This is a genomic window from Natrinema sp. 74 (assembly GCF_046097095.1).
Lineage (GTDB): Archaea > Halobacteriota > Halobacteria > Halobacteriales > Natrialbaceae > Natrinema.
The window spans coordinates 2319024-2335598 of the sequence record NZ_CP175698.1 but is presented as its reverse complement, the minus strand read 5'-3'; the positions used below and the strand labels follow the sequence as shown (position 1 = coordinate 2335598).

19 protein-coding genes are annotated in these 16575 nt (G+C 62.5%); 11 read left to right on the top strand and 8 right to left on the bottom strand.

What is annotated here, in order from left to right; translation table 11 throughout:
• Window positions 1-212: 212 nt before the first annotated feature.
• The 5 genes from ACJ70B_RS11540 to ACJ70B_RS11520 all read right to left on the bottom strand — a co-directional run bounded on the left by ACJ70B_RS11540 (window position 213) and on the right by ACJ70B_RS11520 (window position 3631).
• Window positions 213-908, bottom strand: coding sequence for a hypothetical protein (locus ACJ70B_RS11540; protein WP_408957136.1), 696 nt, complete (start codon window positions 906-908; stop codon window positions 213-215).
• A gap of 57 nt (window positions 909-965) precedes the next feature.
• On the bottom strand, window positions 966-1403 hold the full coding sequence (locus tag ACJ70B_RS11535; RefSeq protein ID WP_408957135.1) for a DUF5807 family protein: 438 nt from the start codon (window positions 1401-1403) through the stop codon (window positions 966-968).
• Between the two features lie 550 nt (window positions 1404-1953).
• A complete protein-coding gene (locus ACJ70B_RS11530; RefSeq protein ID WP_408957134.1) occupies window positions 1954-2403 on the bottom strand; it encodes a hypothetical protein in 450 nt (149 codons plus the stop codon).
• 18 nt (window positions 2404-2421) lie between these two features.
• Window positions 2422-3018, bottom strand: a complete 597-nt coding sequence (locus ACJ70B_RS11525) for an archaellin/type IV pilin N-terminal domain-containing protein (RefSeq protein ID WP_408957133.1) — start codon at window positions 3016-3018, stop codon at window positions 2422-2424.
• A gap of 1 nt (window position 3019) precedes the next feature.
• The gene (locus ACJ70B_RS11520) at window positions 3020-3631 is read right to left on the bottom strand and encodes an archaellin/type IV pilin N-terminal domain-containing protein (protein ID WP_408957132.1); all 612 of its coding nucleotides are present in this window, start codon (window positions 3629-3631) and stop codon (window positions 3020-3022) included.
• A gap of 438 nt (window positions 3632-4069) precedes the next feature.
• Between ACJ70B_RS11520 and ACJ70B_RS11515 the strand changes: the two genes are divergently transcribed.
• The 8 genes from ACJ70B_RS11515 to ACJ70B_RS11480 all read left to right on the top strand — a co-directional run bounded on the left by ACJ70B_RS11515 (window position 4070) and on the right by ACJ70B_RS11480 (window position 11789).
• Window positions 4070-5194: a FlaD/FlaE family flagellar protein gene (locus ACJ70B_RS11515; protein WP_408957131.1), complete on the top strand. Its 1125-nt coding sequence runs from the start codon at window positions 4070-4072 to the stop codon at window positions 5192-5194.
• A 38-nt stretch (window positions 5195-5232) separates the two neighbouring features.
• The gene (locus tag ACJ70B_RS11510) at window positions 5233-5664 is read left to right on the top strand and encodes a flagellin (protein WP_408957130.1); all 432 of its coding nucleotides are present in this window, start codon (window positions 5233-5235) and stop codon (window positions 5662-5664) included.
• Between the two features lie 3 nt (window positions 5665-5667).
• Window positions 5668-6132: a flagellar protein G gene (locus ACJ70B_RS11505; RefSeq protein ID WP_408957129.1), complete on the top strand. Its 465-nt coding sequence runs from the start codon at window positions 5668-5670 to the stop codon at window positions 6130-6132.
• Entirely contained in the window at window positions 6129-6857 is a 729-nt protein-coding gene (locus ACJ70B_RS11500; RefSeq protein ID WP_408957128.1) for an ATPase domain-containing protein, read from the top strand. The genes ACJ70B_RS11505 and ACJ70B_RS11500 overlap by 4 nt, the downstream gene beginning before the upstream one ends.
• Window positions 6858-8537, top strand: coding sequence for a type II/IV secretion system ATPase subunit (locus ACJ70B_RS11495; RefSeq protein WP_408957127.1), 1680 nt, complete (start codon window positions 6858-6860; stop codon window positions 8535-8537).
• Between the two features lie 4 nt (window positions 8538-8541).
• The gene (gene flaJ / locus ACJ70B_RS11490; RefSeq protein ID WP_408957126.1) at window positions 8542-10275 is read left to right on the top strand and encodes an archaellar assembly protein FlaJ; all 1734 of its coding nucleotides are present in this window, start codon (window positions 8542-8544) and stop codon (window positions 10273-10275) included.
• A gap of 217 nt (window positions 10276-10492) precedes the next feature.
• Entirely contained in the window at window positions 10493-10954 is a 462-nt protein-coding gene (locus tag ACJ70B_RS11485) for a FlaD/FlaE family flagellar protein (protein WP_408957125.1), read from the top strand.
• Window positions 10955-11288: 334 nt separating this feature from the next.
• Window positions 11289-11789, top strand: a complete 501-nt coding sequence (locus ACJ70B_RS11480; RefSeq protein WP_408957124.1) for a helix-turn-helix transcriptional regulator — start codon at window positions 11289-11291, stop codon at window positions 11787-11789.
• 149 nt (window positions 11790-11938) lie between these two features.
• Here ACJ70B_RS11480 and ACJ70B_RS11475 read toward each other — a convergent pair whose 3' ends face one another.
• On the bottom strand, window positions 11939-12373 hold the full coding sequence (locus ACJ70B_RS11475) for a hypothetical protein (RefSeq protein ID WP_408957123.1): 435 nt from the start codon (window positions 12371-12373) through the stop codon (window positions 11939-11941).
• Between the two features lie 29 nt (window positions 12374-12402).
• Window positions 12403-12801 carry a 30S ribosomal protein S6e gene (locus ACJ70B_RS11470; RefSeq protein WP_408957122.1) on the bottom strand — a complete coding sequence of 133 codons (399 nt, stop codon included), beginning with the start codon at window positions 12799-12801 and terminating at the stop codon, window positions 12403-12405.
• Between the two features lie 356 nt (window positions 12802-13157).
• Here ACJ70B_RS11470 and ACJ70B_RS11465 point away from each other — a divergent pair, with 356 nt between their 5' ends.
• The 3 genes from ACJ70B_RS11465 to ACJ70B_RS11455 all read left to right on the top strand — a co-directional run bounded on the left by ACJ70B_RS11465 (window position 13158) and on the right by ACJ70B_RS11455 (window position 14358).
• Entirely contained in the window at window positions 13158-13436 is a 279-nt protein-coding gene (locus tag ACJ70B_RS11465; protein WP_408957121.1) for a hypothetical protein, read from the top strand.
• Between the two features lie 53 nt (window positions 13437-13489).
• Window positions 13490-13834 carry a hypothetical protein gene (locus ACJ70B_RS11460; RefSeq protein WP_408957120.1) on the top strand — a complete coding sequence of 115 codons (345 nt, stop codon included), beginning with the start codon at window positions 13490-13492 and terminating at the stop codon, window positions 13832-13834.
• A gap of 104 nt (window positions 13835-13938) precedes the next feature.
• A complete protein-coding gene (locus ACJ70B_RS11455; protein ID WP_408957119.1) occupies window positions 13939-14358 on the top strand; it encodes an SHOCT domain-containing protein in 420 nt (139 codons plus the stop codon).
• Between the two features lie 291 nt (window positions 14359-14649).
• Here the strand turns inward: ACJ70B_RS11455 and pepF are convergent, their stop codons facing one another.
• A complete protein-coding gene (gene pepF, locus ACJ70B_RS11450) occupies window positions 14650-16443 on the bottom strand; it encodes an oligoendopeptidase F (RefSeq protein ID WP_408957118.1) in 1794 nt (597 codons plus the stop codon).
• Window positions 16444-16575 lie beyond the last annotated feature (132 nt).

Here is a 16575-nt window from a genome sequence, read left to right as displayed (position 1 = left end):
CTGTGCGAGGGATGCGCGAACGACCGCAGGGAGTGAGCGAATCGGTTGGGGAGGGCGTGGCGACGCCCCGTTGCCACGATAGCAGGGTACGCCCTCCGTAGCTTCCTCGGTCTCGAGCACACCGTGTGATCCAGCGAACCCAGGAGCTGCCTCGCGATCGGTTTCGGAGCAACCGCCGCGATCACGTCCGCTCGAGCACGCTCCGCGATCGATCACTGTCGCGACGCGAAATAGCGAAGCACGAGTTGCAGGACGTGGACGAAGACACCGGCAACGGCAATGTAGACGCCGATCGTCTGGAGTGCCACCGACGCGGTCCGCTGATCGCGCACCTTCCAGATTTCCCAGCCCAGCCGCAACAGGAACCCCAGGAAGATGAGCACGAAGCCGACCACTAACGCCAGCGGGACGAACGTCCCGATCAGAATTGCGACGAGGCCGCCGATGAACGCGTAGTTGGCGTACGACCCCCAGTGTTCGAACGTCGTCGACCGCGCGTAGACGTAGGCGGCGATGGCGGCGGTCAGCACGGCCACGACGACCGCCGTCACGACGAGGATCGTGAGTTGGGCCGCTCGAGGCGCGAACGCAAGCACACCAGCACCGAAGATGCCGAACGCCAGTTGCAGGATCACCATCCCGACAAACGCGATTCCCGTGTCTCCACCCTGAACGCCCCGTTCGGCGACGAGTTGCCCGGCCATGATCGCCGCGCCGTAGACGACCGCGCCGATGATCGGCACGGAAAACAGGTAGTCGTTGACTGCCGCAAGCGGCGTCACCGCGAGCGCGTACATCACGACCACGTTGATCGCCATCAGGACGCTCGCGCCGCCGATCACGCGGGCATCCCGGCTCGAGAGACCGACCCCGCCGCCGGTCTCGTACGGGGTTTCGGTCGAACTCATCGGTCTTCGCTACGTCATCGAACAGCAAAGGCCAACGGCCGACGGCTGCCGGCCGACTTACGCCTCGGTCGCGTCGGCCGCGTTCCACCGATCCGAGTAGGCCGTCCCGCAGGAACACTGCGCGTAAGCGTGGACGACGTCACCCTCGGCGTAGATGCCGCCGACCTCCTCGTTTTGCTCCTCGGCGAACGCGAAGACGAACTGCACCGCGTGCTCCTCGCCGTCGTCTGCGTCCGGACACCGCCCGTCCGTCAGCCCGTCGTCGATCTCTCCCTCGTTGCTCATCGCCGACTTGGCGAACTCCATCGCACCGGTGCCGGTCGCCGCCTGAAAGGCGCTCCGTCCGCTCTCACCATCGACGACGATTAGCATACCGTCGTCGACGCGGTCGCCAAACCGCTCTAAGCGATCGTCTGAGACGTATGAATCGGCCAGAAACAGCGCGACATCGTCGGGTCGCTCACCGGCCAGAAACTCCTCACGTGGGTTGCTCATAGCGGCGGATTAGCGCTCGAGGTGGAAAAAGGACGGTTTTTGCGTTCGATTCAGCCCGACGAGTACTGACAGATTGCCGCGGCTGTTGTACTCGGTGAATAGTTCCCTGAATAGAATGCGAACCAAGATATAATATATTTCTAACTGTTACCTACTATAGTGCATGTCGAAATGGATTGAGCCATTTGGCTTCACGAAGGAAGAAGCGGACGCGTTCTACATTGGAGGAGATACTGAAATCGTTATCCTTTTGCTGATTTTCGCACTAGATATCGTAACGCTTCCCCTTGCTGTGTTTTGGATTGCCGGGGTTAGTCGAAACGATTCGGCGTAAGCATGACTCCCCACTTGTGGGAGAGACACCGCTTCTCTCCGTTCAAATTCGCTGCGGGAAGGCGGTCGTCGACCAGGACATGGTCGTACTTCCGAGCATAACACGTCGAGAGGGAGTGTCAGAAGCTGCGGCGCTTGCGCTTCCCATCGATGTCGGGCTACTGGCGCAAAAAAATTCGAACCGCCGCGAACTCCCTGTAGTGCGTGAGGCGGGAGGTCAGACCTCGAGATCGGACGCGGCCAGCATGACCCGCAGCGCCTCGCTGGGCGACATGTCGTCGTCGAGCTGGCCAGCGTACCAGGTCAGGAGGTCCACGAACACCTCGCGAACGTCGTGAGACGTCGCCTGATGGTGTGCGAGTTTCCCGTCAGTCTTCAGTGTGATCTCGACCCCGTGCGGTTCGGGCGCGTCGGCGAGCGCGTGATCGGCGCGAGCTGTGCGTGCGTGATCATCGCCCTCGCCGCGGTCGTCTCCAGCGGGCTGCTCGCCGGCCGGAGATGCGTCCGCGGCCTCGAGGGTCGCCGGGTCCGCCGTGCGCTTCGAACCGGATCCCTCCGATCGAACGAGAAAGCGGTTCTCGCCCAGTTCGTCGACGCGGTCGTCGTCCAACCGCAACTCGTCGGGGACGAGAACGCCGTCGTCGCGCTCGAGGGGATCGGTGGTCATAGGTCGATTATGCGATCGTTAGACCTGGACGACCTTCTTATCGCCGAAGGTATTCGGCACGCTCACACCGTAGGTGAACGTCGCACCGGACTGGTCAATGATCTTGATCGTCGCATCTTCACCGGCCCGCAGACCGCCAGGCCCCTCTTCGATAGCAGTGGTGTTAATATGGATCTCCATACGCTCGTCGACGTCGAGGAGCGATTGTCCGTTATTTCCATTTATCCCCTGCGTGGTGAATTCCGTTGCGGTTGCCGTGGCTGAAGCGTTTCCTCCGAATATAAGTGGAACGCTTTCGTGATCGCTGGTGTACTGAACCGTCGCTTCCGTCACGTCGATCGCGTTCGATCCAGCCGACTTTTTGATCGTCAGATTGAGTGTCGTGATGTTCTCACCACTCCCAGTCATGCCGACGCCATGGACGACGTTTATCTGGTTCGCGACCTCTTCTTGCGTTTCGGAACCGGTGTCGGACGCCTGGCTCTGCAAGACACCCGCCGTGTTGATCAGCACTCCTGCCGCAATTGCCGCGACCAGGACCATCGCGATGAATACGATGAGCGTCCCAATCCCGACCTGTCCGCGCTCCTCTACGTTAGTTATCTTCTCAAACATATTAGACCATGACCACGTCTTTGTTACCGAACGTGCTCGGCACCTTCACACCGTACGTGTACTGTGCGCCGGACTGGTCGACGATTTTGACCGTCGCGTCAGAACCGCCAAGCAGGCCACCTTTCGTATTTTCGATAGCAGATGTGTCGATTGTCAGGATAACTCGCTGATCCATGCTGGTGAGCGACGCATGTTGAGTTCCGGAAACTGCGTTGGTAACGAAGTGAGTGCCATCTGCATTGCTCAGAGCAGACCCGTTTCGGGTTAGTGTGACCGAGTTATCGTCGCTCGTGTAGTGAACAGTTGTAGATTTGAGATCTATCGCGTTCGACCCGGCGGACTTTTTGATCGTCAGGTTGAGCCGATCAATTTCTTGAGGAGTGTCGGCATCGAGATTACTAACGTTCCCAACTGCGTGAACCACGTCGATCTGGTTCGCGACTTCTTCCTGTGTCTCGGAGCCGGTATCAGACGCCTGGCTCTGCAAGACACCCGCCGTATTGATCAATACCCCTGCTGCGATCGCCGCGACCAGGACCATCGCGATGAACACGATGAGTGTCCCGATCCCGACCTGCCCGCGTTCGTCGTTGTCAGTTATTGCTTCGAACATTATGTGTACACCCTGTATGCCGCCCTCGTCCGCGTCGTGTCAGCTGCGTCGCGACACGAGCCGCCCATGTGGACGCTTCTCGCCGGCTCGACGGGCCGAGCCCGTCGCTCCCTCCGTGGGCGTGGCGACGGGACACCGGTGGCGTCCCGTCGAAGGCCGGCGCGTGACGAGGTGCATGGCATCACAGATTCTGGGGATGTACCCCAGCCGGGACAATGGATAGTCGGACTATCAAGCTCAGTATCACTTCAGTCGGCGTATCGAACCTCGACTCACGACTCGAAACGCGGACCGATTCGGCGGACGTATTCGAGCGTACACCTTTAGGATCGCCCTCGTTACTGGAGAGTAGCATGACCGGATCGTCCGATGGGAATCACCGACTCCGCCGCTGCCGGCGGTCGGCAACGGGCCGAGTGACACGCCTGCGACACTAAGATGGAGTTCGGACTCGATTCCCTGCGCGATCTCATCGAAGACTTCCTCAGCGACAGCGGCGGCCGTCGAGGCCGCGAGCGCGAGCAGCGCCGGCAACAACAACGCGACGACGGCGACGGAACCGCCACCGCGACGGCCGGCACACAGGCCGACGAACCCACGCCAGGTGCGGCGGAGGATGTCGGTGACGACGGACTTGCCGAGTCGCCCTCCGACGATGGCAACAGCGGCGGCGGTGGCGGGCTCTTCGGCCGCGGATCGGGATCGGCCGATGCAGACGACCTCGACGACCTCTACTACCGGATCGAGGAACTCGAGGAGGAGCTCGAGGAGAAGGAGTCGACGCTGGGCACGGTTCGGGACTCCCAACAGCAGGTCGCGGATCAGGTCGAGGAGATGAACGACACCGTTCGCCAGTTGCTCGGCGTCTACGATATGGTGACCGACGACGTGAATCCATTTACTGGGGAAGGCGAGGAGCGAAAGGGGTTCGGCGTCTTCGGCGAGGACGAGTCGGCGGCCGACGGCGGCAGGCAGTCGGGGCTCGGACGCGAGGAACCGAGCCGGTCGGACGGCGATGAGACGGTGTCGTTCGACGATCTGAAGGGCGTCATCGAGGACGCGGCGGCCGCACAGACCGACGGGTCCGGTGGCGGTGAGCGGATCACGTTCGACGAGGGCGATGTCGACGGGAGCGGCGACGACACCCGTGTCGAAGTACAGGCGACCGAAAGCGTCGACGACCCGGGCGACGACACGACGACGAGCGCTTCGGGCGATACGGACGACGGATCGGACGTCACCCTCGAGAGCCTCGCGGACACGTATGCGACTGATATCATCGTCTTCGAGTGGTTGACCGAACTAGTTCGGACGGCCGGGCCGGCGGCGACGCTGCGGGCGATTTCGTACTACGACGAGATCGGCTGGATCGACGACGAGGTCAAAGGACAGCTCGAGGCAACGTTGAGCGGTCCCGATCTCGACATCCACGTCGATCCGGAGGCGACGCCGGACGAACTGACCGCCGAGGATCACGCTGACAGCTACACGTACATCATGAAGCTCCAGGAGATCCACGAGACGAAACGGGAAGCCGAACCGGACGTCGAGTCGGGGGCGTAGCCGTGACCCGAACCGACGGCGGGCGACGGTGATCGAACGTGGGATTCAGTACCAGCGGGGCGATGGCGATCATCTTCGTCGGCGTCCTCGTCGCTGCGGGGATCGTCATCCCCGTGGTTCAGACGGCCCAGGAGGAACGAACGACCGCGATGCAGGAACGCGACGATCGGGCGCTGGCGATGCGAAACACCGCGATCGAGGTCGCGTCGTGGAGCTACAACGAGAGCGGAAACGGGAACTTCACTATGGACGTGAACAACACGGGATCGACGGTGCTCTCGGTCCCCAAAACGGATCTGTTAGTCGACGGCGTCTATCAGGAGTCGTACGAGACGAGCGTCGACGGGAACGGCAACCGCGAGCTGTGGCAGCCCGGCGAGACGCTGAACGTAACGGTCTCGACATCGCGGCCGAACAGGGTGAAACTCGTGACCGAACACGGAATCGCCGAAACGGTGACGGAGGTGTGACCGATGGCCAGTGACTCCGTCTCGACGCTGATCCTGTTCATCGCCGCGATGCTGGTCGCCGCCGGCGTCGCCGGGACGCTGGTGACCAATGTCAACGAACTCAGTAACTCGATCGATACCCACAGCGCTGACGTCACCGAGAAGATCAACACCGATATCGAGATCATCAGCGATCCGGGCAGCGAGGCGGTGTACAACTCGAGCGGCGCGGAGAACGTCACGATCCTCGTGAAAAACACCGGTCAGGAGACGCTACCGGCAGACGGGACCGGCCTCGACGTGCTAGTCAACGGCTCGTACGTCTCGAGCGACGCGTACACGGTGACGGTCCGGGACGGCGGCGGCCCCTGGCGGGACGGAACGGTCGCCGAACTCGAGATCGATCGGTCGCTCGCGACGCCGGGCGAACACCGGGTCGTCGTGACCGTCAACGGTGCAGAGGAGGTGTTCGAATTCTACGCGCCATGACAGATTATTACTCGATCGGTCTGAGCGAGCGGGATCGCGTGAACAACGCCATCGGGGGCGGAATCCCCGAAGGGAGTATCGTCCTCATCGAGGGACAAGACGGTGCAGGCAAGAGCGCGCTCTCCCAGCGGTTTTCCTACGGGATGGCGACCGAAGACGCCTTCGTCACCTACGTCTCGACGGAACTCGAGTCGTGGGAGTTCGTCCAGCAGATGAACTCGCTGTCCTACGACGTGGTCGACCTCCTGCTAGGCGAACGGCTGTTGTTCCTCCACGCGAACGTCGACACGCACAACGGGGGGCGCGAACGCCAGCTGCTGGCGCGACTCGCCAGCGCGGAGACGCTCTGGAAGGCCGACGTCGTCTTCGTCGACACGCTCTCGGCGCTGTTGCGCAACGATCCGAACTACGAGGCGGTCATCGAAGACGGCGACGAGGACCATGTCATCCAGCGGCTCGTCACGTTCCTGCGACAGATGACCATGCGCGACAAGGCCGTCGTTCTGACCGTCGATCCGACGAGTGTCAGGGATGACGCGTTGCGCCCGCTGCGGAACGTCGCCGACGTCTATTTCGAGATCGAGACGAACACCGTCGGCCAGGAGATCAGACGAAAGGTTCTGGTCAGGCGGTTCCAGAACATGAAGAACCCGGTCGACGACTCCATCGGTTTCAGCGTCCAGCAGGGCCGTGGGGTCTCGATCGTCAGCAGGACGGTGGCATAAATGGCAGACTTCGGTACCGCACGACTCGAGAACGAACTGGACGCACTGGCCGCCGAATACTCACACCTCCGGGAGCACCTCGACTGGTTCTACGAGGAGTACGGCGAATACCCGAAACTCATCGACGAACCGTCGGGTGAGTGGGAGTCGGACCGGCCGAACGTTATCTACGAGGCCGAAGCGCCGATCTTCTGTCACGTCCACGGCGATCTAGGAATCGACACCACCTACTACTGCGTCGAGCCCACCCTCGAGGACGAGGACAAGGCGCTGTACAACCAGATCAGACAGCGGATTTTAGACAAAAGCGTCACGCGACCGGCTCCGGACGACAACGAGGAGTTCGAAGAGCACTTAGACGAGTTGCTCGACGAAGTCGTCGAGATTACGTCGGGGATCACCGGCCAGTCGATCGGCCGGCTCAAGTCCCTCGGTGGCAGCAAGGTCTCCCTCTCGAAAGACCAGTTCGATCGGCTGCGCTACCAGCTCCAGCGCGACATCGTCGGACTCGGACCGCTCGAGCCGGTGATGGTCGACACGGCCAACGAGGACATCCACGTGATCGGCCCGAAGCAGTGTTACCTCGATCACGGCACGTACGGCATGATCTCGGCGACGGTCGACTTCGGTACGCCCGAGGAGTTCGAACAGTGGCTGCGGAACATGGGCGAGCGGATGAACCACCCGGTCAGTGACTCCGACCCGGTGATCGACGCGACGCTGCCCGACGGGTCGCGTATCAACATCATCTACTCCGACGACGTCTCCGTCCAGGGGCCCTCACTGACCATCCGACAGGGCGAGGAGATCCCGCTGTCGGTCTTCCAGATTACGAAGTGGGGGACGCTGAGTCCAGAGCTCGCGGCCTACCTCTGGCTCTGTCTCGAGAACGAGCAGACCGTCTTCGTCGTCGGTGAGACGGCGTCGGGGAAGACGACGACGCTGAACGCGGCGCTGTCGTTTATCCCGCGGGACGCGAAGATCTACACCGCGGAGGACACCGCGGAGGTCATCCCACCCCACGACACCTGGCAGCAGTTGCTCACTCGCGAGGGATCGGGCGACGAGTCCGCCGACGTGGACATGTTCGATCTGGTCGCGGCCGCGTTGCGCTCGCGACCCGACTACATCATCGTGGGCGAGGTCCGCGGGGCGGAGGGACAGATGGCGTTTCAGGCCGCACAGACCGGCCACCCGGTCATGCTGACGTTCCACGCGAGCGACATCGTTTCGATGATCCAGCGCTTTACCGGCGCGCCGATCAACGTTCCGGAGACGTTCATGGACAACTGCGACGTGGCACTGTTCCAGAACCGCGTCAAACAGGGCGACGACGTCCTCCGTCGGGTCACCTCGGTTCAGGAGATCGAGGGCTACTCCGACTACGAGGGCGGCGTCGTCACCCGGCAGGCGTTCAAGTGGGACCCCCGCGACGACGAGGTCTCCTTTACCGGTCGGAACAACTCCTACGTCTTAGAGGAGCAGATCGCGACGCTGCTTGGCTACGAGGACACCCGGCTGATCTACGACGAACTCGACCGCCGTGCGGAGATCATCCGCCAGCTTATCGACGCCGACGTGCTGGGCTACCACGAGGTCAACAAGGCGATCGCCGACTTCCAGCGCGACGGCCTCGAGGGACTCCCGATCAGGATCAGCGGCATCGACCAGTTCGCCTAGGATCATGTCGACGGAATCCGAGTCACAGTCCGCGCCCGATATGAGCGCCCGAACGATCCTCGAGTCGCTCAATCGGGCGTACGCGAACATGGAGATGTCCGCGTCGCGGTACCTTCTGTTAATCATCTTCCCCTCCTTCGTCTTCTTCCTGGGAACGGGCGTGGCGGTGCTCGTTCTCGGGCTCTCGTTGATGCTTGCGCTCCCGGTCGTGTTGCTCGGCGCGCTGGCGATGGTCGTCGCGGTCATCTACCCCAAACTGGCACAGGACCGCAAGCGCAAGCAGGTCCGCCAGCGCTTTCACCTCTTTCTGACCCATATCACCGTCCTCTCGATGACGAACATCAACCGCGTCGAGATCTTTCGCACGCTCGCGGAAGAAGACGAGTACGACGCCTTAGCCGAGGAGATGGGGCACCTCGTCGCGCTGGTCGACACGTGGAATCAGAGCCTCGACGACGCCTGCCGGCTACGCGCCAAGCAGACGACAAGTCCGCTACTGAACGATTTCCTCGAGCGACTGGCGTACACGGTCGGCGGGGGCCAGCAGATCAGTGATTTCCTGATGGACGAACAGGGGACGATCATTCAGCAGTTCGTCACTCGGTACGAGTCGGATCTGGCGAAACTCGACGTGATGAAGGAGCTGTACATGTCGATGATGCTGTCGGTGGCGTTCGTCCTCGTGTTCGCGATCGTCCTCCCGATTCTGGTCGGGATCAGCCCGACGCTGCTGATCGCCGGCACCATCGTCATGTTCTCGATCGTACAAGCGGGGTTCGTCTACGCGATCCACGTCATCGCACCGTACGATCCCGTCTGGTACATCGAGGAGACCGAAGGGACCGGGCCGCTGACGCGGATCCCGCGAGCGCTCGCGATCGGCATCGGCTGCAGCCTCCTCCTCGCGGTCGTCATGGTACTGGCCGTCCTCGGGATCGTTCCGGGAATCGCGAGCCGCGTTCCGCTGCCGCTCATGGCCGCGATTCCGGTGACGCCACTGCTCTTACCCGGGTGGCGGATGCGCCAGGAAGAACAGAAAGTGAAGGTCCGCGACGGGGAGTTCCCGAGTTTCATCCGCGCGCTCGGGACCGTCGAGAGCGTCAAACAGACCTCGACGGGGAGCGTATTGGAGAGTCTACGACGCAAAGACTTCGGTGCATTGACCGACAACATCGACGCGCTGTATAAGCGGCTCAATATGCGGATCGACGACGTCCGCTCGTGGCGGCTGTTCGCCGCCGAGACGGGGTCGTACCTCATCCAGAAGTTCGGCGACATGTACGTCGTCGGTCGCCAGATGGGCGGCGATCCGCAGGTGCTCGGCCAGGTCATCAGCGAGAATCAAAACGAGGTGCTCAAAGTCCGCGAGAAGCGCCAACAGGCGACGATGACGCTGATCGGCGTCCTCTACGGCATCACCGCCGCGGCCGTCTTCTCGTTTTTCGTCGGCCTCGAGGTCGTCGAGATCATGATGGGAATCACCAGCGAGATGAATCTTCAGGAGCAGAGCCGCATGGCCGGTGATCTGCTCAGCACGAAGCAGTACGATATCCGGACCATCAAGTACCTGTTGTTACTGACGATCCTGATCAACGCCGCCCTGTCGGCGGTCATGATCCGGATCACCGACCGCGGCCACCTCATCAGCGGGCTCGTCCACTTCGTCTTCATGACCTGGCTCGGGGCCGTGATCGCCGTCGCCACGCAGTTCGTGGTCAACGCGGTCATCAGCGTCTGATACGGTCCGCTGGACGTCAGTTCCGGCGTCTCCGGGGCCCGTTTCCGGGGAACACCGGTATCCAATTACAGCAGACCGGATGAGGTGACGTCGGGCGCGGCTCCGTCGCACCGACCGGCCGTTCCGTTGCCGATCGCAACTCAGCGCTCGTAATGACGTGAATCTACTTGAGTGCTCGGCGGGTGAACCATCAATAGACCGGTGACGCCGGCCACCTATGTCAGACGAACAACCATACCTCGAGACGCTCGAACGATCAGCCGGGCGAACCGACGCCACCATCCAGTGGGCGCGCTTTCTCGGCGAGACTTTCGGCACGACCGGCGCGCTGAACTGCCTGCGTTACTACGAGGACCTGGGCTGGATCAGCCCGCTCGTCCGCGAGCAGATGACCTCGTACTTGCGCGGCCTCTCGATGGGCGAGATCCACAACAAGCGCTACGACGAACCAACCACCCTCGAGTATCCGCTTGAGTCGCTCAGCGGGACCCTCTTTGGCGCACACGCCCAGAGCCTCGAGTACATCGCGAAGATTCGCGGTGATGACCTCGAGGAACACGTCATGATCGCTCGGATGGCCGAACGACGAGTCGAACGACGGATCGACGATGACGAAGACGAGGCCGATGAGCCGAGCGAGATGGTAAGTGTCATTCGAGATGGGGCATCGACGTATTGATAATATATCTGTAAGAAGTCCACAACTCATATCAGTGATTTAGTGTCCCTCTAAGAAAGAAACATTCAGCCAGTATCTGTATATATAGCATTCATTCCTCCCATAACCATCCGATATATGGGATAATACTGTACGACTGAAGAATAGATAGTTATTATGTTATTCCTCGATTGTTGATTTACGCTACTTATGTACTGTTCATATCCCTGTCTCTTAATATGTGACGGTGTCAGACACTGAGTAGTCGTGGCGGATCGGCTTCGATCGACCGGCGGCAGTGCGTGGCCACCGGTCGCGAACCGATCACGTCACGAACCCCCCTAGGTGATCGTCAATGCGTGAGGACACACCCGATACCGAATCCGTGCTCGATGAACTGTCGAGGGCGGCGACTGCGGACGAGCAGTCGGAATCGTACGATATCTCGCTCGGAACGACCGAGGAGACGACCAGAGACGTCGAGCGCGAACTCGACGAACTGATGGAGCAGGTAAACGGCGCGCTCCCGACCGACGAGGTCCAGTTCGACGAGGCCATCATTAAGGAGAACTTAGACGAGATCCTCCTGATGCTCATCGCGCTTCACGAGGAGACCCACGGAAAGGAACTCCTCTCGGACCTGACCCACCTCTTTGGAGCGCAGCTCAGCCCGGGTACCGTTTATCCGAGCCTGCACGACTTAGAGGAGGAGGACGTGCTCTCGATGCACGCCAAGGTCCGTACTAAAGAGTACTCGATCGCCGACGAAGAGTACGTCCGTGCGACCGTCGAGCGGACGATGGTACAACACCTCGCCTTCGGTCTGTTGCTCTACGCCTTCCTTCCGCGGCTCTAAGGCCGTTTTCAGTTCGTTCCGTTTTCGACCCGCGACTCGAGAGCGCAGCCGTGCGGTCGGCAGTCACGGAGATCGATGCCCCGACCGAACGCCGTGAGACTGCAACGGCAGCGACTATTCGGTCGCTGATCGAACGGCCGGGATCGAACTCAATCCTCGAGGTCCTTCGCGATCTCGCTCAAGCTGTCGCTTGGCGGTTCGCGGGCGTCGTAAAAGGCCGTCTCGCCGGGCGCACGAAGCCCGTAGAGGAACTCCGGCTCGACGACGTCGATCAGGACCGATCCGCCTGCGGGAACGCCGATCTCGTCGATCCACTCGCTGAGCCGATCGGTCGCGCCGCTGGGATCTCGGGCCTGGTCCGGCGTCTCGTAGACGCCCGGCACCGCGAGCTCGTCGCCCGTCAGCGCCCGCTCGACCCGCGCGAACAGTTCCTCGCCCTCGACGACGACCCGGACGACCTCGTCGGTCGTGAACGCGTCACGATCCTCGGCCGGTACCTCGAGTTTGACGCCGGTCGCCGTTTCCGTACATGTCGACCGGACCGTCTGCACCGAGGGATGGTCGCTCGCAATTCTGTCAGCCATAGGAAAACGAATGAACGGAGTCGACGGAATTACTCTTCGTCGCCGCCTTCGCCGAGCAACTCGTCAACGTCAGTGCTGCCGCGACCGACGATCGAGGCGTTAATCTGTGCGACAGCGTCGGAGACCTCGCGGCCTCGCACCGTGATCCGGCGGCGCTCGCCGTCACGCGAGGGGTCATAGCCGGTCTGGCGTTCCTTCATCAGGACCTCTTTCAGGTTCGAGCCGGCGACCTCGCCGTTGAGCGGTCGCCCGGCGTCGTCAGAGCCGCCGGTAATCTCGAGCGTGTAGCCGTCGAGTCCGACTGCACCGCCGTCGACTTCCTCGCCGATCGACTTGCCGATAAACCGGTTTGCGTCCTGCTCCTCCGCCTCGAGCTGGTAGGACGACCCGGAGTTGGGGTCGCCGACGACGACAGTGAAACTTGCCATACCCGACGGAAGACGGCCGTCGCTCAAAAGAACATCGATCGACCTTTTGCTCTGCGCTCTGGCGCGTTCGCGACGGTGTTACCGTCGCATAACGCGCCGTCACTCGGCAAAAGGTCGATCAAAAGCACTCCTCCCTCCGTTTCGGCCCCAAAGGGTCCTCCACATCGGTCGTCGGCCCGCTCGCTCAGCCTTCGGTTTCGCTCGCGGCGAATACCGGCCACTGGGTGACAGCCTGCCCTTCCCCGAGTTGGACGGCTCTCTCGGTGCTCGAGCCGTCCGCCCGGCCAATAGAATCTGTGCCGGTTCGAGTTCCGGTCGCTCGAACAGTCAAGTACATCGACCGCGTACGCTCACGCGTGTTCATCGATCCCGGGCGGCTCGAGATACGCCTGCGCGACGAGTTCGGTGGGACGACGGGCCAGTCCCGCGTCGTCGTGCGCCAGGCCGTCGACCTCGCGGATTCCGGCCGGTACGAGGACGACGCGGGGGTGACGCTGACGAACGACCTCGTCATCGACGAGCTATCGGACGCCCCCGACGGGACCCCGCCGGAGCGGTGGAACTGGTGGATCGGATCGCTCGAGATCGCATACGGCGGTTACGGGCGGTTCGGAATCCGAGCGTATCGGAAATGACCGATGGCGAAAGAGGACAACACCGAAGAGGGGCCATGACGAAGGGGACGCCGATGAGTCGTCTGTCGCGACCAGTCTGGCCGGCCTACCTGCTGTCGGTGCTCGTCGCCGGCCTCGGCCACTGTTACCTCGGACGGTGGAAACGCGGCGGAATCTGGTTTGGCTGTTACGGCCTCGCACTCGCCTTCCTGAGCGCGCGATCGCTGTCGGGCGCGCTCGCGCCGGGCGAGCCGTTCGTCGTGACGGCCCTCCAGATCGAGTCGGTGAGCTACACCGACGTGGCCGTCCCGCTCGCGATTCTGCTCGTCTGTCTACTCGACGTCTACCTCATCGGGCTGACCGAGCGGACGGCCGCCCGAACGACCGGGACCGAAGACCACAGTTCGAACAGCACGTAAGCGAGGTCCCCTGCGAACGGCCACCGGAAACCGGATAACCGGAAGGCCGAGCGCTCGTTCGCGACCCGCGCTACGCTTTTGTGCCCGTCTCTCGAACGGTGCGTATGGGACGACTTAGCTCCGTCCTGCTACAAGCGGTCGGTGCACTCCTCCTAGTGCTTATCGCGCTGAGCGTCATCGCGACGATCGTCGGCATCGCGCTGTCCGTGGTCGCGGCTGCCCTCTCGATAGTCGTGACGCTCACCGTTCTCGGCGCGTTCGCGCTGGCACTCGTCGGCCTGGGCTCGCTGCTTCGCCGCGATTCGAGCGCCGGGAGCGAGACGAACGCAACACCCCGATCGGAGCCCCGCGACGATCCCGAAGCACGACTCCGGTCGCAATATGTCGACGGCGAACTCGACGATGCAGAGTTCGAACGGGAACTCGAGCGCGTCCTCGGCCCCGACGACCGACCCGGCCAGAGCCGGTCGAACTCCACGTCCGCTCGTGCGCCCGACGCCGACCATCGTCGATATCGAGATTAGTAAACCGTCCCGCCTTCGGGATCGTCCTCACGCGAGCACTGCTGTGCGAACTGCGACCTCAAGCAAAATGCGATCTCAAGGGTCACGTCGACGGCACGGGGATCGCGAGTACCTTCGCACTCCGACCCGCCACACTGGACGGAGGACACCGTTCGAACGACGGAGCCGACGCCCCTGCGAACGGACTGCTGATTCTGGCAGTTCATCGAGCAGATCGACCAGAACACGCATCGAGTAGCGAAATCGCACGACGGACAGACGCCGGTGGAAGTGCTACTTAGACGATGTCGATCAATCGATCAACGCTTCCATCTCCTCGAGACGCTGGCCGTAGGTGTCGAGTGCGCGCTCGATCGGCTCGGCGGAGCTCATGTCGACGCCGGCGATCCGCAAGAGCTCGAGCGGGTACTCGCGAGAGCCCCGGCGGAGGAACGAGCGGTAGTCCTCGGCGGCGGGCTGGCCGCGCTCTAACACGTCGTCGACGATGGCCAGCGCCGCGGAGATGCCGGTCGCGTACTGATAGACGTAGAAGGCCCGGTAGAAGTGGGGGATGCGCATCCATTCGCGGGCGATGCGGTCGTCGATCGCGGCTGGCTCGTAGTAGTCGTCTTTGAGCCCGCGGTAGACCTCGTCGAGTCGGTCGGCGGTCAGGGGGTCGCCGTCCTCCTCAAGCCGGTGGGTCTCGTGTTCGAACTCCGCGAAGAGGGTCTGTCGGTACAGCGTCGAGCGGACGCGCTCGAGGAATTCGTTGAGGACGTGTTTCCGGAAGTCGGGATCCTCGACGGTCTCGAGAAGGTGGTTCGTGAGCAGGGCCTCGTTGACCGTGCTGGCGACCTCGGCGACGAAAATTTCGTAATTCGAGTAGATGAAGGGCTGTTCGTCCTTCGTGAGTTCGGAGTGCATCGAGTGACCGAGTTCGTGGGCCAGCGTGTACATCGAGGAGATATCGTGCTGGTAATTCAGCAGGATAAAGGGCTGGGTGTCGTAGGTGCCGCCCGAATACGCGCCGGACTGTTTCCCCTCGTTTTCGTAGACGTCGACCCACTGGGAATCGAGGCCCTCGGCGACGCGGGACTGGTACGCCTCGCCTAACGGCGCGAGCGCGTCGACGACGTACTCGGTGGCCTGGTCGTACTCGAGGTCCGGCCCCTCGTCGCCGGTCAGGGGCATGTAGAGGTCCCACATCTGCAGTTCGTCGACGCCTAACGCCCGCTGTTTGAGTTCGGCGTGGCGGTGAAGCTTGTCGACGTTGTCGTGGACGGTGTCGACGAGCGTGTCGTAGACCTCGACGGGGACGTTCGGGCCGTCGAGGGCGGCCTCGCGCGCGGTGTCGTAATTGCGCGCTCGAGCGGTCTTGACGTCGGCTTTGACGCTGTTCTTGTAGGCCGAGGCGACCGTGTTCCGGACCGACTCCCACTCGTCGAAATAGCCCTCGTAGACGCGCTGGCGGAAGTCGCGGTCGGGCCGTTTGAGAAGGTTGGTGAAGTTGCTCTGGGTAATCTCGATCGCCTCGCCCTCCGGCTCTTCGACGGTCGGGAAGTCCATGTCGGCGTTCGAGAGCATGTTGTAGACCTCACCCGTCGCACCGGTCACCTCGCTTAGGTCCGCCAGCAGCGCCTCGACCTCGGCCGAGCGCGTGTGGGGTTTCATTCGGAGGACGTCGTCGACGTAGTGGTCGTAGGTCTCGAGGGCGGGTTCGGACTCGACCATCGACTCGAACTCCTCGCGGGTTAGTTCCTGAATCTCGGGATCGATGAAGGAGGCGGCGGACTGGGCGTCGGCGGCGAGCGACTGGGCGCGGGCGGTCAGCGCCTGATACTGCTGGTTCGTCGTGTCCTCGTCGCGGCGCATACGGGCGTAGGCCGCGACCGTCGATACCTCGCGCATGATCTCGTCGCGTAGCTCGAGGGTCTCGAGGAGGGTTTCGGCGTCGTCGGCGACCTGTCCCTCGTAGGTCTCGAGGTCCGCGACGCGTTCGGCGACGGCTTCGTAGGCGGCCTCCCAGTTGTCGTCGGTCGCGTAGACGCTCTCGAGGTCCCAGGTGTACTCCTCGTCGACCTCGGAGCGGTCGGGAACGGAACTCATACGGACGGCTTCGGAGCGGCGGGGGTAAAGCGTGTCGGACCCCTTCACGCGCCGCGGACGGCTCCGTGGCCGGACGACCGAAGGCGGCGCTCTCGGTACTGGCTCTCGACACGCTCGTTCCGGCGCGGAGAG